Origin of the sequence: Pseudoalteromonas sp. (genome assembly GCF_018402495.1) — a bacterium.
Lineage (GTDB): Bacteria > Pseudomonadota > Gammaproteobacteria > Enterobacterales > Alteromonadaceae > Pseudoalteromonas.
Window position 1 is genome coordinate 717,042 of the sequence record NZ_JAGYIU010000001.1, and the last position, 19,062, is coordinate 736,103.

A 19,062-nucleotide genomic window follows, 5' to 3' on the forward strand; every position below is an offset into this window, starting at 1 on the left:
AACGCATCGCGTTTTGACCTTAAGTTTAATTGTGCCTAATAGGTACGTTACTGGGCTATGCCTAGTAATAAGGAACAACTATGTTAAGTTTTAAAAAACAAAAAAAGCCATTTATGGCTAAATTTAAATTAAGCTATGTAGCCATGTTGGTTGTATTGGTTTTACTGGCAATAAGCGCTTTACCTAATTTATACCCGAATAAATCGTGGTTGCATATTAGTGCCGCACCTGAGGTTAAAACACAAGCAATACCAAGTACTGAAAACATAGTGCGCTTTTTAAATAGCCAAGGTTTTGAGGTCAGCCAAGGGGTAGAAAACCAAGCAACAATTAATGTGCTTTTAAATACACCTACGCAAAGTGCCCAAGCTCAAGCGGCTATAAAATCGAATTACCCAAATACACAAGTTAAAATTGTAGAACATGCAACCAGCCCTATTTGGTTACAAGAGTTTGGTTTATCGCCCATAAAGCTGGGTCTTGATTTAAACGGCGGGGTATTGTTTGTACTTGATGTTGATTTAGATAAAGCCATTGATGAGCAATTACTCAGTGCTTACCAGCAAACGAAAGCCATTATTGTTAAACAAAAAGCCTATGGTGTTAAAGCAAAGCAAACTAAACAAGGCTTTGAAATAAGTGCATTAGAAAATGCAGCCGAAAAGCTAACCTCAGTTATTAACGACCTTAAAAGCCGCTTTGAAAATCTAACTATAACCACATCAACTCATGGCAACTTACAGGTCGTTAAAGTGAGTTATTCTGAGCAAGGGCGCAGCGCATTTGATAAACAAGTCATGAGCCAAACACTCACTACGCTTCGCTCACGCATTGAAGAGTTAGGAATTACCGAGGCGGTTACACAGCGCCAAGGTAAGCAGCGCATTCGCATTGAGCTACCCGGCGTACAAGATCCAGCCGAGGCAAAACGTATTATTGGTGCTACCGCGTCACTTGGATTTTATCAACTTAAAGAGATTGGCGGGCAAAAATTTAATTTGCAATCGGGTGGGACTATTAAGCTCGACCCTGTGCCTATTTTTACTGGTGAGCACATTAATAATGCCAATATTGGCCGTGATGACTGGGGTAAACCTTTAGTACAACTGAGCCTAGATAGTCAAGGTGGCGATGCTATGTCGGCGTTTTCTAAGGCGAATATAGGCAAGCCGATGGCAACGCTCTATTCAGAGTATTCACAAAATGCTAAAGGTGAAGTGGTTAAAAAAAGCGAAGTCATTAATGTGGCGAATATAGCCCAGCATTTAAGCTCGCGCTTTAGTATAACCAATATGAAAAACCAGCAAGCGGCAGCCGATTTAGCGCTATTACTGCGTGCAGGATCGCTTACTGCGCCAGTGACCATAGTACATGAACAAACTATTGGTCCAAGCCTTGGTCAAGACAACATTAACAATGGGTTGGCGGCGTTAATGTTAGGCATGGGGTTAACGCTTGCCTTTATGGCGCTGTGGTATCGTCGTTTAGGGCTTATTGCAAATGTTGCGTTAGTTTTAAATTTAACGTCTTTAGTGGGGTTAATGTCATTATTACCTGGGGTGGTTTTAACACTTCCTGGTATTGCAGGTTTGGTACTAACCATAGGAATGGCGGTTGATACTAACGTGATTATATTTGAACGCATTAAAGAAGAGCGCCGCAAAGGACGCCCTCCATATCAAGCGATACAAGAGGGCTATAAACAAGCTGCGAATACGATTTTAGATGCCAATATTACCACGATGATCACCGCGATTATTTTATATGGCATAGGTTATGGCCCTGTAAAAGGCTTTGCTATAACGCTGGCGCTAGGACTTATTACATCGGTATTTACTGGTGTGTATGTATCGAAATATTTAAGCCTTGGCTTATATTTAAAGTTTGGTAAAAAAGCAGGAGTAAAAACGCATGCTTAACACTTTTTTAAACTATGAGTCAGGGACTCGTGTGCGTTATACAGGTATGTTTATTAGTGCCATATTTGTGGTGTTATCTGTGTTTACCATTGCCCAAAAAGGACTTAATTTTGGCCTTGATTTTACTGGTGGTTATTTAACCGAATTTACCACCAGCCAAGGTGTTGAACTAAAACAGCTTGAGCAATTTATTGCTAAAAATCATCAGGGTGAATTTGAACTAACAGCACAGGGCAATAATCATTTTCAACTAACACAAGGCCCCAATAATACAGGCAATAACGATGACTGGAAAACGGCTATTAGCCAAAACCCAACTATAAATGCTGAGGTTTTATCATCGGCTTATATTGGCTCTCAAGTGGGTGATGAACTATTTGAACAAGGCTGCTTAGCATTATTTGCTGCGATGGTCGCGGTAATGATTTATTTAGCTGTTCGTTTTGAATGGCGTTTGGCATTAGGCTCTGTGGTGGCTTTATTTCATGACTTAGTGCTGGTGGTTGGCTTATTTGCATGGTTACAAATAGAGTTTAACCTAACTGTTTTAGCCAGTTTGTTGGCGATTATTGGCTACTCATTAAATGACTCAATAATAGTTGGAGATAGGGTGCGCGAGCTGTTGCGCATACCAACAAACATCACACTCAAACCAAGCAGTATTATCAACAGTGCTATTAAAAGCACCTTAACTCGTACGCTTATTACCTCCGGGACTACGCTCGCAACGGTGGCAAGTGTTTGGCTGTTAGCAGGGGCTCCGCTTCAGGGATTTGCAATTGCTCTGTTTGCAGGAATAGTCGTAGGCACGTTATCGTCCATTTGTATTGCTGCAACATTACCCGAGCTACTTGGGTTAAGTGCTAAAAACTACGATAAGCAAGTGGATCAGCAAACGCAGGCATTAATGGATATGCCATAGGCTTAAATCAGCATTGTTGTTACACAGCAAAGGGATAGTGTTAGGTGTAGCAACAATGCTAAAATGGCAAAATTATTTTTACCGTATTTAGTGAATTTCCAAATGAATAAAGCCCATGTTACAGAGCACCTGCGTTTTGCCTTAGAAGAGCAGCTCAATACTGCGAAAATTGCAGCTAAAACAGCCCACGATACCGCGACCCACGAAGAAAGTATTGCAGAAACTCAATATGATACGCTCGGGCTTGAAGCTGCGTATTTAGCGCAAGGTCACGCTGATCGGGTGAATGAGTGTTATAAAGAAATACAACTATTTGAAGCCATCTACAACGACGCCGTTACAGGCACAATAGCAGTCAGTTCATTGGTGTGTTTAGAAGATGATGCAGGCACACAAAAATGGTTTTATTTAGGCCCAGCAGCTGGTGGATTAACCGTTGATATTAAAGGCACAACTATTCAAGTACTTACCTCTGGTGCACCATTAGGCCAACAGTTATTAGGTAAACAAATTGATGATGAAGTTAGTTTAACACTCGGTGATGTAAAACATAGTTATGATGTGGTTGAGATTTTATAAAGTGGTTTTATAGGTAGGTCGGATAAGCGAAACGCCATCCGACAAAACCATACCAACGAAATATGCATTTATCGTTATTCATAAATTAATTGTCGGATGGCATAGCTTCGCCATTTATCCGACCAACGAGTTAGGCTTTTTTAACAAATTTAGCCGTCACCATCATTTCACCTATGCCATCTACTTTACAGTCAAGCTCATGATCTTTTTTATCAAGTACACGTCTTACTAAGGCCTTGGTGCCAATTTTAATAACTTGCGAGCTACCTTTAATTTTTAAATCTTTAGCTACGGTTACTTTATCGCCATCAGCAAGCAAAGTGCCGTTTGCGTCTTTCACTAAAATAGCATCTTCGTCATCAGTAATACTCGGGTTCCACTCATAGGCACATTCTGGACAAATAAGCAGCTGTTGGTCTTCGTAAACGAATTCACATTGGCATTTAGGACAAGCGGGAAGAGACATGATGATCACTTTTAGTATTAAATTTTGGCTATTTTAAAACACAAATTAGCAATAAAAAAGTTCATCAAAAATTTTTATCTTTACGCTAAAAATATCTCGTTTGTGCGTATCTGAAAAAGGGCATATAAATTACTTGTCGCTTAAGCAATTTAAGCGCTAACGTTTATAGTAGATATTCGTTAAAGCACCTATCGTATTAAGTGATTTGCTAAATGCTGCACTTAGTGCGATAGGTGTTTCTATTTGCTGTTTTATTCGCTGAGCTAACTGATTAGCAAGGCTGCTTTGTATATTTTGACTTAACTAGGAAAAGTCGTGTTTAAAACCTTAATTGTGGTTGATAACAATGAGCAAACGCTTGCTCTTTCATTTGAAAATGTCATTACCTTTAACACCTATTTGCGTGACTACCCAAAACGCAACGAACCAAAAACCCGCATAATAAATCTATGTGATGCTAGCCAGTATTTAAGTAAAGGTTATTACTGTTCGTTACTTGCTGAGGCGCGTAAGCATCAAGTATTACCGAGTGTAAAAACAATTAACGCGCTTCGAAGCAATCAAGCGTCATTACAAAACATCGGGCATATTGATGGTGCTGTTTATTTTGGTCACGCGGGAAATGATCAACAAGTTAAAGCCGCTAAATCGGTATTTAAACAATATCCGGCACCTATTTTATTTGTTGATGAGCAAGGCCTATTACAACAAGGATCATTGGCGTCCTTGAGCGAGCAGCAACACACTGATTTTGTAGAAAAACTAAATGAGTTTACGCAAACACAGTGGCGAATTGGCAAGGTTGAACGTCGTTTTCGTTGGGATATGGCTATTTTGGTTGATCATAACGAAAAAGTACCGCCAAGCGATAAAGATGCAATTACACGTTTTATAAAAGCAGCAGCGAAACATGGTATTAATGCAAAAGCACTCAGCTTTGAGGAAATAGACAATATTGCCCAATTTGATGCGTTGTTTATTCGCCAAACAACAGCGATTGATCACCCAACGTACCGCCTTGCAAGTAAAGCGCAAAGCCTAGGTTTAGTGGTGATTGACGATGCGGAGTCTATTTTACGATGCTGTAATAAAGTGTACTTACATGATGCATTCAATTATCAAAAAGTACCGAGCTTAAAAACCGTGGTGGTGGCAGAGCAATCAAAAGACACAATTGAGCAACTAGAAGCGTCATTTACTTATCCACTGGTATTAAAAATGCCTGAAGGCTCGTTTTCAAAAGGCGTTTACAAGGTTGCTAGTCGAGACGAACTTGAAACTAAGCTCAGCGAACTATTTTCGTTAAGCGCGCTAGTGTTGGCGCAAGAGTACATGTATACAGAATACGATTGGCGAGTGGGCGTGCTCAATGGCCGTGCTATTTATGCGTGTCGTTATTTAATGGCACGTAACCATTGGCAAATATACAACCATGACGCAAAACGATTTTTTTCAGGTGGGTTTGAAACATTACCGACCTTTGAACTACCAAAAGCCGTACTGGATGCTGCTTTAAAAGCATGTAAAACCGTGGGCAAGGGCTTATACGGTGTGGATGTAAAAGAGCATCAAGGCCGTGCGTATGTGTTGGAAGTAAACGATAACCCAAGTATTGATCACAAAGTAGAAGATGGTTACTTAGGTGATGAGTTATACATGATCATTATGGATGAGTTTAAACAGCGCCTTGAAGCACGAGGCCGCGGCTAATGCCTAACGCATTGTCTGATATAACGATTTTGGCAGGAGCGGATATTAGTATTCGCCCTGCAAGCGCGAGTGATTTAAAAGCCTTAGTGGCGCTTGAAAATGCCTGCTTTAGTAACGATAAGCTAAGTGCGCGAAGTTTAAAGCGTTGGCTTAGTGCTAAACATGGGATTTTATTAGTCGCCGAGCACAATGCGCAATTATGTGGTTACGGTTTGGTGTGGTGCCATAAAGGCACGCGGTTAGCGCGTTTGTATTCTTTAGCCGTATTACCGACGATGCAAGGCAAAGGAATCGCTAAAACGCTGCTTAAAGCCCTTGAAAAAGCCACTAGTGAGCGTGGGCGTATTTATTTGCGTTTAGAAGTGGCGGTAAATAACGACAGCGCCATAGGGCTTTATAAAAGTGTAGGGTATCGTGTTTTTGGTCAATACAGTGATTATTACGATGATCACAGTGATGCCTTACGCATGCAAAAAAACATCCGTCAAACCAGCGAGTTGCAAGTTGAGCGTTTAACGCCATGGTATCAGCAAACCACCGAGTTTACCTGTGGACCTGCTGCGTTATTAATGGCAATGGGCTCGCTTGATAACAGCACAGAGCTGAGTCAGTCACATGAACTAGCATTATGGCGTGAAGGCACCACCATTTTTATGACTTCTGGGCATGGCGGTTGTCATCCGTTTGGCTTGGCACTGGCTGCAAATAAACGGGGGTTTAAAAGTGAGGTCATTGTTAATACCTCAGAGCCATTATTTTTAGATGGGGTACGCAGTGATAATAAAAAAACGGTGCTGGCGACGGTACATCAGCAATTTGTTGAAGGCATAGCCTCGGCTAATATTCCTGTTACCTATAAAGATGTTGAATTAACCGATATAGAAACTTGGTTAAACCAAGGTTTTAGCGTGTTGCTGTTAATAAGCACTTATCGGTTTGATGGAAAAAAATCACCGCATTGGGTATGTGTTACTCATTTAGATGCGCACTGTGTGTACGTACATGACCCGTTTTGCGAACCAGGTAATGACAATCAATTAGCGATTGACTGTCAATATGTGCCAATTGCACGCAGCGATTTCAGTAAAATGTCGGCTTTTGGTAGTCAAAGGCTTAGAACGGCAGTTGCTATTGGTAAAAAATAACAGATTAGGATTTTAAGTGACATTTTTAGATTTTATCGATGTAGCCCCATACTCGTGGGCAGCTATTGGTACGGCGGCTTTTTGTGGCGCTATTATTGGTATAGAACGACAATTGCGTGGCAAACCTGTAGGGATCCGTACCTCTGCGCTGATCACCTTAGGTACTTACTTGTTTTTATCGACTGCGTTTAATTTACAAGGGGATGTAATTGATCATTCTCGCGTAGTCGGGCAAATAATTACCGGCATTGGCTTTTTAGGCGCAGGCGTAATGCTAGCAAAAGACGGTGCGGTAGTCGGTGTTACCTCTGCTGCCACCATTTGGGTACTGGCCTCCATTGGCGTGATGATAGCAACCGAGAATCTAGGGGCTGCTATTAAGCTTTCGGTACTTGTGGTGGGTATTTTATACGGCGTTGACGTGCTAGAGGCTAAGTTTAAAAGCTTAAGTAAAGGCGTGCATGCTAAAGTGAAAAGTTATCATAAACGCTATTATCGAAAAGACAGCATTAATAACGAGCGCTACTAATGAGTGGCGTTTTATTGCTTATTTGCATTGTGTTTGATGGAGCTAATCCAAAGTGTTTAAAATCAAGCCGTAGTTGAACGTAATATGGAGTTGATATTATTACCAACTTGCATAACTATTTTGCTCTGTTTAACGAATTAAATCACCCTATAACGTTGTTAAGATTTTTTCATTTAGAACAACTAGGGTCTGTTGATCTTTCAAGGTTAATTTGCAGCAGTCTGTTTGGTATTTAGGCAAGGCAGAGCCTATGTAGTGTGTTATTCCCCATAAATAGGCTATAACGCAGCATCAATGCCAAACAGGCGCTGCCCTTCGGGTTCTGCCTAGGGACGGTTTACTCTTTGTTGCCTACATGGATGTAGGCAAGGGGCGTGAGCAGGACGCGGAAGCTTTGCTCGGTTTTTACTTAGCCCACTAGGTTACACACCTCTTGGGGCGATTAAACCGCTCCTAGTTTGAACAAATTTTAATCCGCAAAGGTCAACAGGCCTAGATATCAAAAAATTTGTCTAGTTATAGAGCAATTTTCTTATCATTAAAATAGATCCCATATCAAAGCAGATTGGTATAAGACCTTCCTTATTCAAAATAGCAAATTAAATTAAGCGAACTGGCATAAAAGTAGAGAAAAGCTTTAGAACGAGTCTTTTGGATAGTGCATGTTGGCACTTTCAATGCGTTATCAATTAGTAATGGTGCTATCTAAACAGCATAGGTTTGTACTGCCTAAATACCAAGCATACTGAAAATTTATTCACTAATGGTAATTAAAGAGCGGTTTTAAGCTGCTCAATAAATTGCTCTATCAGTGCAATTTCACATTCTTTATAAGCAATTGCAGCTTGTGGTGTATTGGGTTGCTTTAACATGTAACGCCATTGGCAGCTTTTTTGAATATACTTGTCTTTGGCAGTAATGCTTTGCTTAAACAATGAAGAAACGTGTGTGTTGCCTGTTTCATTCACTAATTCAGACAGTTCAAAAGTACGCTTTTGTACCCAGCTATCTTGTTGTTGCTGTATTCTATTTAATTTAGCGTCTAGGCATTTTGTATATGCTTTGAGATGTTCTGGTTGAGGGTTATCTTTAAGGGTACATTGTAGCTTTGTAGCCATGCTTGGTTGGGCCCAAAAAAACAATAGGGTTAAGAAAAAACAAAGGGCAGATTTATTTTTTTTCATGGTAATTAAACTCGAGTGTAAATTTTGCGCCGCCTAAACGTTGCGACTGAGATATGGTCAATAAGCCGTGATATGACTTAACTAGGTCAGACACAATAGCCATGCCCACACCATGGCCACTTTCGTAAGTATCAAGTCGGGTACCACGTTGAAGTAACGACTCACGTTTATCTGGCGCGATACCTGGGCCGTCATCACAAATGCTAATACTGAGAGTTTCACCTTGAGAAACTTCTATACTTACTTGGGAGCGACAGGCTTTACAGGCATTATCTATTAAGTTGCCTAACAACTCCATTAAATCGGTTTTATCGCCTAAAAAATAGTCTTTATCATCAACGTGACAATTAAATATGATGTCTTTATCGCGATAAACCTTACCCATAGCATTTAAAATAGAGTCGAGTACTGGTTTGATTGGGGTTTGCCTTTTCCACGTATCTGAAGCCCCAGTAGCTGCTCGTTTTAATTGGTGCTCGATCATCACATTTATTCTGTCTAGCTGCTCTTGTGCATCAGCATCATTGGCAAGGGGGCTGGATTTCAATACCGCCAACGGCGTTTTAAGTGCGTGAGCTAAATCACTAAGTGAAGCTCTATAACGTTCTTTTTGACGCTGCTGAGACTCTAGCAATAAGTTTAAATCGGCTTTAATTGTTTGTAATTCAATAGGGTATAAGCCTTTAATTTGTTGAATATCACCCGATTCAATGGCTTTTATTTCTTTATCTAGTCGCTGTAGCGGCCTTGCACTCCAAATAAAACCAATGGCCATTAACCCTGCAATGGCAATCCCCATTATAAACATCCAATCAACCAAGGTTTGCTTAAACCCATTCATTAAACGTAGTAGGGCATCATTGCGTTTGAGTAGAATAAATCGAGCTTGCTCGGATTGATCAATATTATTAAGAATAACTGTTAAACTTAATTGCCAATAAACGGTGTTGTTATAAACGACTCGCCTAAAGTCTGCAGCACCTGCTTTGGGCTCTATATATTCGGGGACAAAATTGACATTAACCGCAGACTCAGAATGCCAAATAGGCTCATCATCACGATAAATCATCGCGTAGGTATCAGATTTTAAGTTATTGAGTTCAGGCGTTAAGATTGAGCTAGGCATGACAATGCCTCGCTCAGTAAAATCAACTTCAGAAATAAGTGAATAAAGATGTGCTTCGAGATTTTTTTCGGTGGCGTCAACAAGTGACGCATAATACGCTTTACCTATTGAGTAAAACAAAATAGGTAAAGCAACTAACAAAACAAAGACAAGAATAAACCCTTGTCTTATTTTTAATGATGTTTGTGCTGTTACCACTGGCTTTTTAACCTGTAACCACGCCCGCGCAATGTTTCTACTGGGTTAAGCACTCCATCTGGATCTAATTTTTTACGTAACCGCAGCACAAACACTTCAATCACATTTGAGTCAAGATCAAAGTCTTGGTCATAAATATGTTCTGTAAGTTCAGATTTTGATATTACTTTTTGTGGATTAACCATTAAGTATTCTAATACTTTGTACTCGTATGCTGTCAGACTTAACTCCTTGTCATTCACCCACACTTGCTGTGAGCGAGTATGAATTTTAATAGGACCTGCAGTCATTTCAGGGTTAGCTTTACCTGCGCTGCGACGAATAAGCGCGTTACAACGCGCAATCAGCTCTTCTACATGAAATGGCTTGGTTAGATAATCATCAGCACCTGCATCTAAACCTTCCACTTTATCTTGCCAACGATCGCGCGCGGTTAAAATCAAAATTGGGATGGTTATTCCTTGAGCTCTTGCTTTATTAATTAACTCAATCCCGTCAATTTTTGGTAAGCCCAAATCAACAACCGCCATATCTAAAGGGTACTCGGTTATATGAAAAAGACCAGCTTCACCATCGTGACATAAATCAACACTATATCGCTCTTTTTCTAATGCATTACGCAGGTTGTCTGCTAAGTGTAAATCATCTTCTATTACTAAAATTCGCATTGGTTAATCCTTTTTCACTTCGCCAGTTTTTTTGTTTATTTTCAAATCGACGACGTGGCCGTCAGCTTTTAAAATTCGTACAGTATAAAAAAGTGTTTCTTCAGTAATTTTTAATGTCGTACCGTCTGTGTTTTGTTTTGCAAGAATCACTGCTTTCTTTTTGCTTATCTCAACTTTATCGGTTGTATAGCTGGTATTGTTTGCATGCACTAAATTAGCCAAACAAACAAACGCGATTACATTGAGCATTAACAATACACGCATTACGAAACTCCTAGAATATACCTGCTTAGCTTACAAACTAAACCACTAAAATTTAAATATTATGCTGTGTACTTAAATTTTTTATAAGGTAAAGTTTAATTAAAAATGAGTGAACAAGCCCTGAATTGCAGCTTGCAGTTAAATAAATCACCCCATTAAGCAGGGAACACTTTTTTAAATGGTTTAACAATTGAGTTTTCATATACGCCACCTGAAACGTATGGATCATCAGCTGCCCATTCTCTGGCATCCTCTAAAGAATTAAACTCAGCGATCACTAAAGAACCAGTAAAACCTGCATCTTGAGGGTCTTCGCTATCAACCGCTGGAAGGGGACCTGCGGTGAATAATCTGCCATGCTCTTCTAGCGTTTGGAGGCGTGCTAAATGAGCTGGTCGAGCCAGTTTACGGTGCTCTAAACTATTTGGGACGTCCGTTGAATAAATCATATACAACATAAAAATACTCTCAAAACTTGTTAAATTTAATTAACTGCATACTAGCATAGCGTTGATAAATGGTGAATTAAAAGTGTTTAAGGCGTTGTTTACGTCAAGAATGTTTTTTTACGCGGTAATTGCTTGAAAAGCGTTATACAACACTGGTAGAGTTCCTCGGATAAGATAAATAATAACAAGGTTATTACATGAGTGAAAATAGAGAGCATTTTAGCTCCCGCTTAGGATTTATATTGGCAGCGGCAGGTTCTGCTGTAGGTATTGGTAACTTAGTAGGCTTTCCAGTTTCTGCGACTAAGAATGGCGGTGGTGCATTTTTGCTCGTCTATGCTTTATTTGTCGCATTTATTTGTTTACCTGTAATGATGGCCGAAATGGCAATGGGTCGAAAAGCACAAAAGGACCCCCATGGCGCATATAAATTGTTATCGGCAAATGATACTAAATGGAAGTTTGCTGGCTTTTTAGCAGTATTAACACCATTTATGATTGCTGTTTTTTACATGGTGATCACGGTATGGATTTTTGGTTATTTAAGCCAAACTGCACTTGGCAATTTGGATATGCTGGCAAATCCGGGCCATTTTGACAAGTTTATAAACAGCTATACCGTATTTGGCTACATGGCTCTGGTTGTGGTTATTGTTAACTTAATTCTGGTCGGTGGCGTAAAAGATGGCATAGAAAAAGCGGCTAAATTTTTGATGCCTGCATTATTTATCATGCTCATTGTACTGGTCGGTTACGTACTCACCCTTGACAACGCGATGGCGGGTGTTAAGTATTATATTGTTCCTGACTTTAGTAAAATGAATGCTAGTGTGTTGAATGGCGCATTGAGTCAAGCATTTTTCTCATTGTCATTAGGCATGGGTATATTGATCACGTATGCATCTTACATATCTAAAAAAGATGATATTGTTGGCAGTGCAAAAATGGTTGCCATTACCGATTCCTTGGTGGCCTTTGTTGCAGGCTTAATGGTGTTGCCAGCTATTTTTAGCTTTGATCCGAATACCGATCCGGCTAAGTTATCTGACTCGTCAGTGTCAATGATTTTTGTTTACTTACCAAAAATTTTGTTAGCGTTACAACATGATATTGGCTACTTTGGCGCATCAGCCGTAGCATTTATTTTCTTCTTGCTGGTATTTTTTGCCGCAATTACATCATTGGTATCCATTGTAGAAGTTCCGACTGCCACACTAAGCGACCGTAAAGGTATTAGCCGTAAAAAAGCGCTAGGTATACTCACCTTATCAACCGGTGTACTCACCATTATGTGTATTGTATCGTTTGGTATGGTTGACAGCTTTACAAATTTTGCCAATTACGGCAGTGGTAATAAGAGCTTTTTCGATATTGTGTATGATGTATTTTACGATACTATTTTGCCATTAAATGGGTTAATGGTATGTTTATTCGTAATGTATAAATGGAAAAAAGTGCGTTTGAGTGAAGAGTTAAGGCAAGGCTCTCCTAGCTATGCAAATAGCCTTATGGAAAAGTATGTTAACTTCTCACTGCAAACATTCATTCCAGCTATTCTACTGGTTATTTTTGTAAATACCGTTGCGACCAAGTTTTTTAATATAAGTATTTTTGGTTTTTAATAAAATTAAACGTAATTAAGTTATAGTTGTTACTAATACCATTTAGTTCATTACGCTTTTATTTAATTATGGTCAGCTTTTGAAAATACAAACGGCCCTACTCTAGGGCCGTTTTCTTTTAAAAGGGATGTAGCGTTTCACTCACTCTCCCATTAACCTTAAATTCTTTGAATTGAATTGAATTGAATTGAGTTGAATGCAAAGGCGATGGCTCGCTAGAATATTTTATCCAATACGAAGAGGCGTTATGAAAAGCCAATAATACTATACCGTGCTTTTGCATTACAAAAGCAGTTCTTAGCGTTTTATTCGCTAAAGTACCTTCTGCTATTTGTTTGCCCCAAGGTATATTAAATACTTTTGACCATATACCTTTTTGGCTACGAATTTGTTTCGGCAAAATCATTATTAATTGAATTTATAGAGCATGTAGTGATCAGATCAAGGCATAGTAATCACCTTGGTCACGTAAAATATGAGCGCTACTTTTTTTGAAACACTTTAATTCAATTACCGTTCCTCGCATTGAACGCTGTAAAAAAGCATGAGCTTATCGATATTCTTCTTGATATCATTGATTTAACGGAAAAACTGCACGTCGCTCACTTACAACCAAAGATAGAAAAAGTGCCTTACATACCGTCAGTGCATGTAGCTGCCAACACCAGTTAGTTTTAGGGCAAACAGCCGTTGATAACAAAACAAATGAAATCACAGCCATACCTGAGTTACTCATCATGCTAGATATTGAAAATAGCATCATTACATTTGATGCTATGGGCTGCCAGCAAGAAATAGCGAAACAAATAATTAAACAAAAAGCTGATTATATCTTAGCGCTCAAAGTGTAGTGGTACAGTGATTTTGGCCACCCATTAAGAAAGAAATGTTATGCTAATAAGCATACAAATTTGGGTGAAAAAATGACGAAATTAAAACGCGCAACGTATTCTGCGGCAATCAAATTAGAAACAGCTCAGCTTGTAGTCGACCAAGGTTATACGCAAGAAGATGCAGCCAAGGCTATGGGTGTTGGTAAATCAACCGTAAGTAAGTGGGTTACTCAATTAAAACAAGAGCGTAATGGTCAGTCACCATCGGCTTCACCAATGACGCCCGAACAAATTGAAATTCGTGAACTTAAAAAGCAAATCCAACGCATTGAATTAGAAAAGGACATATTAAAAAAGGCTACCGCTCTCTTGATGTCCGACTCCCTGAACAATTCTCGTTAATCGAGAAGTTAAATCAACGAGAGCATTATCCAATTAGCGTGCTGTGTAGCGTATTCGATGTGCATCGCAGCAGCTATAAATATTGGGCTATACGCGATACAACGCCGACACCTGAGCAAGTAAGGTTAGAGGCTGAAGTTAAAGCAATACATAGAATGAGTGGAGGCTCAGCAGGTGCAAGGACAATTGCTACAATAGCGACAAACAATGATTTTGAATTGAGCCGTTATCGCGCCGCTAAGCTAATGGTTAAGTTAAAGCTTGAAAGTTGCCAAGTTCCTCAACATTCATATAAGCGCGGTGGTAATGAACACCTTGAAATTCCAAACCTGCTTGATAGGCAGTTTGATGTTATTGAACCGAATACTGTGTGGTGCGGTGATGTAACGTATATTTGGACAGGCAATCGCTGGGCTTATTTAGCGGTCGTTATTGATTTATTTGCGCGTAAAGTGGTTGGTTGGGCAATGTCGTTGTCGCCAGATACTAATTTAACACTAAAGGCGCTTGAACTCGCGTATGAAAGTAGAGGTAAGCCAAGTGGGTTGATGTTTCACTCAGATCAAGGGAGCCATTATACGAGCTTGAAGTACCGCCAACGTTTATGGCGCTATAAAATTACACAAAGTATGAGTCGACGCGGAAATTGTTGGGATAATGCGCCAATGGAGCGATTTTTTAGAAGCTTTAAAACGGAGTGGATGCCAAAGGTTGGATACGAAAACTTTAAAAATGCTAAATATAGTGTGAGTAATTATATCAACGGATATTACAACAACGTTAGACCACATCATTATAATGCTGGTTTAGCGCCAAATGAATCTGAGGTTAGATACCAAGATTCTAAAATTGTGGCCAAAATTAGTTGACCACTACAAAGGTAACCATTCAGGTATGCAGAGTGAATTAGAAGCTTGGTGGCACAAGAGTGAGCGCGAAGGATTTACCAATTCTACCAATGGTCTGGCTTAAAATGTGTTATTCAAGTAACCGCTGAGGTTCACGACAAATCATCAGGTACAGACACGATAGAAACGCGTTGGTATGTTAGTTCGTTAGCGTTAGGTGCAGAGCAAGGATTTAATGCGGTACGTAGCCACTGGCAGGTTGAAAGTATGCATTGGATGTTGGATATGAACTTTAGGGAAGATGAATCAAGAATCCGTAAGAAGCAAGGACCCTTTGTTTTTAACGTAATGAGAAAAATAGTTATGGCGTTATTTAAACAAGATACAACTAAAACAGCCAGTATGGCGAAAAAAGAAAATGGCAGGGCTAGACGATGATTATCGCTCAACCCTGTTAGAATCTGGGATTAAAATGCGCTAGCCATGCTTTGTTGATACAAAGGTATGAATTTTGTTGTGTAGTTGCTTTGTGCAATTGTAGCGGATTGATGAAATGGACTCTCTTCACTACCCATCGGCGTCGTAATGCGCGATAGTAGTAAGGGCAGTTTTGTATAAACATAATTGGAGTGAGTAAATATATGGTATTAATTATCAAGTGAAAATACCCTTAGAATTGAGTTATTCTAAGGGTATCATGAAGCGATTAAAGGTAAGTTAACAGGTTTAATATTAACCCCCAAAATTGTTATTTTTTAGATTGCGCATCGAGCGATTGACCATTAATATTTTTTGAGTCATCACTCATTAAATACAAGTAAGTTGGCATGAGATCTTCAGGTGTTGCAAGTAAATCTCGGTCTTCACCTGGAAATGCACTTGCACGCATTGATGTACGTGTTGCGCCCGGGTTGATACAGTTAACACGGATTGGTGTTTTTTCGACTTCACATGCCCATGTTTGCATCATACCCTCTACCGCAAATTTAGAAATTGCATAAGGTCCCCAGAACTCTCTTCCTTTGCGACCTACACCTGATGAGGTAAATACCACAGAAGCACTTTTTGACTTGCGCATTACAGGGAACAAGGCTTTGGTTATCATCGCTTGTGCCGTTACGTTTACTTTTATAACGTTTTCGAATGTTGATGAACAAAAATGCTCTAACGGCCCTAAAGACCCTAAAATACCGGCGTTATTTAATAGTCCATCAAGGCGGCCAAATTGGCTTTCGATTGTTGCAGCTAAATCACGATAGTTTTGTTTAGTTGCACCTTTTAAGTCCATAGGCACAATCGCTGGCTGTGGGTAGCCTGCATTGACAATTTCGTCATATACACATTCTAGTTTATTAGTTGTTTTTCCTAATAAAATAACGGTTGCACCATGTTTTGCATAGGTAATAGCAGCAACACGGCCAATACCATCACCTGCGCCTGTTATTAAAATTACTTTGTCTTTAAGTGTGTTTTCAGTTGCTTGATAGGTATACATAAAAGTACCAATGTTTAAATTTTTTTTGATTTTAACATAGCAAATCGACAAGTAATCGAATTTATTACAAATTTAGGTGGCGAAACTAGAAAGTTTACGTTAAGTTTAACTGGTCTAATGTCTCATTAATACACTGGCTACATAATTTTAACTTGATTACACTGACTATAAACACACTATAAAAATAAGATTTGTGCGGAGAACACTATGAAAAAAATGCTACTCTCGCTCTGTGTCGCAGCTGCATTAGCAGGCTGTGGCGGCGAAACGTTAGAAGATGTTAAAAACGATTCAGTTACAGTTATTCCAAAAGCAACGGTAAAGTTTGACCCTGCAAATGGTGTAATTTCGGTTCCTAATGATTTGTTAATGAGCGGCACACGAGACGGCACATTAAATATACCGGGGGAGCTTAATGATGAGAATGTTTCTATTACCCGAGATAAATACGCAGACCCTCAGTTAGCTTTAGGTGCACTTGATGGCTGGTCTACACAAACTCCTTTTAAGATAGACTTAACGTTTCCACCAGGTGTCAGCCTAGATACCACATCAGCTGCTTCACCAGGCACTGTGCGCATTTTTGAAGTGATAATGGGTGCAAGTCTAACCGATGCCGAATGCTCACAAGCACCAGCCGGTGCTGCATGTAAATTAGTGGGCGAATTAACCTTTGGTGTCGACTTTGTTACACAAGGCTCTGGAGACGCGGTTGCAATTATTCCACTTAAGCCATTTAAAGCCGGTAGCTCGTACATTAATGTATTAACGACTGGGCTTAAAGATTCAGAAGGTCGCTCAATTGAGCCATCATCAACATATGCGACTGTTAAACAAGAAGCGCCGTTAGTAACGCCATCACAACTTGCGCTGCAAGGGGCTGTTAACAGCTACGAAAACGTAGTGGTAAGCTCAGGAAATATCACCAAAGACGATATTATTTTCTCAGCTGCCATGACGATGCAATCGGCAGGGCCAGTACTTGATACAATTAAAAAGGTCTTAGCAGCAAGCTTAACAGAACCAACAATTCCAACACCGGCGCTGCAAATCCCAGAACAGCCTATGGCTAACGTACAGCAAGTGTTTGCATCACAAGGTGTTGAAGTGTCAAATGCATTTTCAGGTGTTCAATATCAAAAAGGCAGCATTCAGCTACCTATGTATTTAGGTACGCCTACAGGTAAAGAAATCAGTGATTTAAATGATACTTACTGGCAAGGTATGTGTGATAACGCGGTTGCTATTATGGGTTATAAAGCGCAGGCTGGTGAAGCATTCCCTACAGATCCTATTAGTCCTAATGATGCAATGTGTGCAGCCCTAAGTAATGGGCAGCTGCGAGATTTAGGCCTAGATAGCACTCGTCATTTAACTAAATATAACTCAATACCTAAAGTGCAAAGCATGGCTAACGTGCCAGTGCAGATCACAAAACCAATTTTGCCAGTTATTAATGGAATTCGTGCACAACTTCAATTACCGCCTATTGCTATGCCTGAAGGTGGTTGGCCAGTAGTTATTATGCAGCACGGTATCACTACGCAAAAAGAAAGTATGCTTGCTTTAACGGCGCAGTTATCAATTCAAGGATTTGCAACGGCAGCCATTGACCACCCACGTCATGGTGAACGTGGTATAGATGTTGATGCTGATGGTATTGATGATTTTAATGCGACAACAGGATCTGTGCTTAGTTACATGAACTTGAGCTCGTTATTGGTTGCCAGAGATAGCCTTCGCCAATCAAGTGCTGACTTACTTGGCTTACGTTTAGGTTTAAACTTCAGCGGTGATAATACGTTAAATGCAAAAGAGGTATCTTATATTGGCCATTCGCTGGGCTCTATTGTAGCGCCTGCATTTATTGCACAAGCGAATAACCCAATTGATGATCAAGTAGACCCATTATTTAAAGTTAATGCTGTTGCATTGGCAAGTGGCGGTGGCGGTATTGCTAGCTTCTTATTAGATTCAGCAGCATTTGGTCCGTTTATTCAAGGGTCCGTTTTATCACAAGCAGGAACAACAGAAGCTGACGAGTTTAATGCATTTTTAAATGCCGGCGCGTTATCAAACTGTGGTGTCTTGTTACCAGACATGCAGGATTTCTTAAGCTGTGGCTTTACTGAATTTGCAACATCGCTAACGATGGCCGGTGAAACAGATAAACTTGAAAACATTAAGGGCGTGATGACACAGTTTGTTTTTGCAGCACAGACCGCTTTGGATAGTGGCGACCCGACTAACTATGCCGCAACAGTAAAAGCACTTGAAACACCAGTATACATGAATGTTGTTGTGGGTGATGGCACTGATAGTAACAAGCCTGATCAGGTTATTCCGCCAATGACTGCTAACAATCCAATTGCAGGAACACTTCCTCTGGCTAACTTTATGGGGTTAGAAACAGTCAGTACTACGCAAGACTTAACAGAGGCGGGCGCTAGTTATTTAGTTAAATTTAACACAGGTCATCATGGCTCAGTATTAACACCAGAACAAGATGAAAGCGAGTCGACTACTGCTGCAGGCAGTGCAGCTGCAAATGCTGAGATGCAATTGCAAATTGCAACTTACTTAGCGTCACGAGGGCGTTTATTAATGGTAACAAACACAGACGTTGTGACTAATTAACAATCAACCATTCAATTAAGTACAAAAAGCCACTGTTTAGTGGCTTTTTTTTGCTTTAAAGCATGT

16 protein-coding genes and 2 pseudogenes are annotated in these 19,062 nt (G+C 39.9%); 11 read left to right on the forward strand and 7 right to left on the reverse strand.

The window, feature by feature from the left end; genetic code table 11:
• Window positions 1-80: 80 nt before the first annotated feature.
• The 3 genes from secD to KG708_RS03285 all read left to right on the forward strand — a co-directional run bounded on the left by secD (window position 81) and on the right by KG708_RS03285 (window position 3,420).
• Window positions 81-1,919 (forward strand): protein translocase subunit SecD, encoded by a 1,839-nt coding sequence (gene secD, locus KG708_RS03275; RefSeq protein ID WP_213608097.1) that lies wholly within the window; start codon window positions 81-83, stop codon window positions 1,917-1,919.
• Complete coding sequence (secF, locus tag KG708_RS03280; protein ID WP_213608098.1) at window positions 1,912-2,841, forward strand: protein translocase subunit SecF; 930 nt, start codon at window positions 1,912-1,914, stop codon at window positions 2,839-2,841. Before secD ends, secF begins: the two co-directional genes overlap by 8 nt.
• Before the next feature lie 102 nt (window positions 2,842-2,943).
• Window positions 2,944-3,420: a GreA/GreB family elongation factor gene (locus tag KG708_RS03285; protein ID WP_213608472.1), complete on the forward strand. Its 477-nt coding sequence runs from the start codon at window positions 2,944-2,946 to the stop codon at window positions 3,418-3,420.
• A 130-nt stretch (window positions 3,421-3,550) separates the two neighbouring features.
• Here KG708_RS03285 and KG708_RS03290 read toward each other — a convergent pair whose 3' ends face one another.
• Window positions 3,551-3,886: a zinc ribbon domain-containing protein YjdM gene (locus tag KG708_RS03290; protein WP_213608099.1), complete on the reverse strand. Its 336-nt coding sequence runs from the start codon at window positions 3,884-3,886 to the stop codon at window positions 3,551-3,553.
• A gap of 315 nt (window positions 3,887-4,201) precedes the next feature.
• On the opposite strand from KG708_RS03290, the gene KG708_RS03295 reads away from it, so the two are divergent.
• Genes KG708_RS03295 through KG708_RS03305 form a run of 3 tightly spaced genes read left to right on the forward strand, consistent with a single transcriptional unit; the run spans window position 4,202 to window position 7,270 of the window.
• Window positions 4,202-5,596, forward strand: a complete 1,395-nt coding sequence (locus tag KG708_RS03295; protein WP_213608100.1) for a RimK-like ATPgrasp N-terminal domain-containing protein — start codon at window positions 4,202-4,204, stop codon at window positions 5,594-5,596.
• Window positions 5,596-6,741, forward strand: coding sequence for a GNAT family N-acetyltransferase/peptidase C39 family protein (locus KG708_RS03300; RefSeq protein ID WP_213608101.1), 1,146 nt, complete (start codon window positions 5,596-5,598; stop codon window positions 6,739-6,741). Before KG708_RS03295 ends, KG708_RS03300 begins: the two co-directional genes overlap by 1 nt.
• Window positions 6,742-6,757: 16 nt before the next feature.
• Window positions 6,758-7,270, forward strand: coding sequence for an MgtC/SapB family protein (locus KG708_RS03305; RefSeq protein ID WP_213608102.1), 513 nt, complete (start codon window positions 6,758-6,760; stop codon window positions 7,268-7,270).
• Window positions 7,271-8,040: 770 nt separating this feature from the next.
• Here the strand turns inward: KG708_RS03305 and KG708_RS03310 are convergent.
• From KG708_RS03310 to KG708_RS03330, 5 genes are all read right to left on the reverse strand, one after another.
• A complete protein-coding gene (locus tag KG708_RS03310; protein ID WP_301003027.1) occupies window positions 8,041-8,388 on the reverse strand; it encodes a hypothetical protein in 348 nt (115 codons plus the stop codon).
• A gap of 52 nt (window positions 8,389-8,440) precedes the next feature.
• Window positions 8,441-9,778 carry an ATP-binding protein gene (locus tag KG708_RS03315; protein WP_213608104.1) on the reverse strand — a complete coding sequence of 446 codons (1,338 nt, stop codon included), beginning with the start codon at window positions 9,776-9,778 and terminating at the stop codon, window positions 8,441-8,443.
• Window positions 9,772-10,446: a response regulator transcription factor gene (locus KG708_RS03320; protein WP_008109187.1), complete on the reverse strand. Its 675-nt coding sequence runs from the start codon at window positions 10,444-10,446 to the stop codon at window positions 9,772-9,774. Before KG708_RS03320 ends, KG708_RS03315 begins: the two co-directional genes overlap by 7 nt.
• 3 nt (window positions 10,447-10,449) lie before the next feature.
• Window positions 10,450-10,710 carry a PepSY domain-containing protein gene (locus KG708_RS03325; RefSeq protein ID WP_213608105.1) on the reverse strand — a complete coding sequence of 87 codons (261 nt, stop codon included), beginning with the start codon at window positions 10,708-10,710 and terminating at the stop codon, window positions 10,450-10,452.
• A 155-nt stretch (window positions 10,711-10,865) separates the two neighbouring features.
• Complete coding sequence (locus KG708_RS03330) at window positions 10,866-11,168, reverse strand: YciI family protein (RefSeq protein ID WP_213608106.1); 303 nt, start codon at window positions 11,166-11,168, stop codon at window positions 10,866-10,868.
• Window positions 11,169-11,356: 188 nt separating this feature from the next.
• On the opposite strand from KG708_RS03330, the gene KG708_RS03335 reads away from it, so the two are divergent.
• From KG708_RS03335 to KG708_RS03350, 4 genes and pseudogenes are all read left to right on the forward strand, one after another.
• Window positions 11,357-12,781, forward strand: a complete 1,425-nt coding sequence (locus KG708_RS03335) for a sodium-dependent transporter (protein WP_213608107.1) — start codon at window positions 11,357-11,359, stop codon at window positions 12,779-12,781.
• Between the two features lie 581 nt (window positions 12,782-13,362).
• Window positions 13,363-13,626: pseudogene (locus KG708_RS03340) on the forward strand (ISAs1 family transposase); the annotation flags it as partial.
• A gap of 78 nt (window positions 13,627-13,704) precedes the next feature.
• Window positions 13,705-14,885 (forward strand): IS3 family transposase gene (locus KG708_RS03345; RefSeq protein WP_213608108.1). Its coding sequence is split into 2 segments (ribosomal slippage): window positions 13,705-13,963 and window positions 13,963-14,885, totalling 1,182 coding nucleotides; the frame shifts between segments, so codons are not numbered across the junction.
• Between the two features lie 7 nt (window positions 14,886-14,892).
• Window positions 14,893-15,345: pseudogene (locus KG708_RS03350) on the forward strand (ISAs1 family transposase); the annotation flags it as partial.
• A gap of 267 nt (window positions 15,346-15,612) precedes the next feature.
• Here the strand turns inward: KG708_RS03350 and KG708_RS03355 are convergent.
• Window positions 15,613-16,359 carry a YciK family oxidoreductase gene (locus tag KG708_RS03355; RefSeq protein ID WP_213608109.1) on the reverse strand — a complete coding sequence of 249 codons (747 nt, stop codon included), beginning with the start codon at window positions 16,357-16,359 and terminating at the stop codon, window positions 15,613-15,615.
• 207 nt (window positions 16,360-16,566) lie between these two features.
• Here KG708_RS03355 and KG708_RS03360 point away from each other — a divergent pair, with 207 nt between their 5' ends.
• Window positions 16,567-18,996 (forward strand): VolA/Pla-1 family phospholipase, encoded by a 2,430-nt coding sequence (locus KG708_RS03360; protein WP_213608110.1) that lies wholly within the window; start codon window positions 16,567-16,569, stop codon window positions 18,994-18,996.
• Window positions 18,997-19,062 lie beyond the last annotated feature (66 nt).